Origin of the sequence: Snodgrassella alvi, assembly GCF_002777425.1 — a bacterium.
GTDB lineage: Bacteria > Pseudomonadota > Gammaproteobacteria > Burkholderiales > Neisseriaceae > Snodgrassella > Snodgrassella alvi_B.
Window position 1 is genome coordinate 1 of sequence record NZ_MDVC01000037.1, and the last position, 1,486, is coordinate 1,486.

Below are 1,486 nucleotides of genomic sequence, written 5' to 3' on the forward strand. Positions count from 1 at the left end.
ACAAGATATTATTATGATAACGTTTACCCAGATATTGACAGAGTTGGTTATGAAAAAGAAATAACACGATTTATTGATAATAAGCATTTAATTCAAGAATTGGCCAGATTGCGTGCAATTCTTTCTGAAAATTTTAATGATGAGTTAGGTATTGATGATATGGATGATATTGAGCGTGCAATGGAAAAAATAAAATATTGGGAAAACCTGGAGATTAAATATCTGGAGAATGGGATTGTAAATATCCCATACTTAGGACAATAATCACATAGAAAATTATGTTATATGTTCCATATTATTTAATATCGCTAGCTAATTATAGAGCTATACCGACCCTATCGGCCACAGCACCTACTATCACTACGACGAACACGGCAGAACCCAAACCAAACAGACCATCGGCGCAACCCAGCACTACCATTACGATGCCGAACACCGTCTGAGCGAAGTACGCATTGAACAGCTCAACAAAACCGAACGATACCGCTACCTCTATGACGCCCTTGGCAGACGCATCGAAAAACAGAAGTTAGACCGCGAAGGCCAACCCTACAACCGTACCCGCTTCCTGTGGGACGGGTTAAGAATGATTCAGGAAACCGGCCCGAATCACCCCACCAGCCTGTATATCTATACCGACCAGAACAGCTACGAACCACTGGCACGTATAGATAAACGAGGTAATGAGCCAGAAAGGGTAATGTATTTCCACACCGACCTGAACGGCTGCCCGGAAGAGTTGACCGACGAAAACGGCGAATTACTCTGGGAATGTAGCTTTCAGTTATGGGGGAAGCGGATTCATGAAATCGAACATGAACCCATAGAGCAGAATCTCAGATATCAGGGACAATATTTAGACAGGGAAACCGGCTTACATTACAATACTTTCAGGTATTATGATCCGGATATAGGTAGATTTACTCAGCCAGACCCGATTGGTTTAGCTGGCGGATTGAATCTATATCAGTATGCGCCTAATGGGTTGACTTGGGTCGATCCGTGGGGGTTAACAACAGAAAAAATGAAGCTTGATCCGAATGAGATTCTTGTTAATCCTAAGGATGTTAATTTCTCTCAGAAAACTATTAATAGTGCTTTTGATACACCTGAAGGAAAACGAAATATACAATCAGTAATAAATGATGTCCGTAAGGGAAATGTAAAAGTCACAGATTTTCCAGCAATAAGAGTTGTTGATGTGAAAGGTCAATTAGTGGTCAGAGATGGCAATAGTCGCTTAGCAATTGCACGCAGCGCAAAGGCTAAACAAATAAAAATTGTTATTGAAACTAATGTTAATGAGCTGAAAGATTTTAAACGTAGACTTTGGAGAAATAATATGTACTAGCTTAAACTTAATCTGACAGACACTACCTACTCATCGGCATTCGTTCTAACACAATGACTGTCTGATGAGTAAAATAAATTCTCTAGCTGCTTTTCTTTAGCCAGTCCTTTTGTCTCTACCCAAGTTTGCCAAGGT

General features: G+C 40.2%; 2 protein-coding genes. Both read left to right on the top strand.

Translation table 11 applies throughout. The features are described 5' to 3' along the window. The coding region (locus BGI33_RS13025; RefSeq protein ID WP_218965124.1) for a hypothetical protein at positions 1-264 on the top strand (264 nt) is incomplete at its 5' end. A gap of 322 nt (positions 265-586) precedes the next feature. After that, entirely contained in the window at positions 587-1,351 is a 765-nt protein-coding gene (locus BGI33_RS03335; protein WP_218965125.1) for an RHS repeat domain-containing protein, read from the top strand. Positions 1,352-1,486 lie beyond the last annotated feature (135 nt).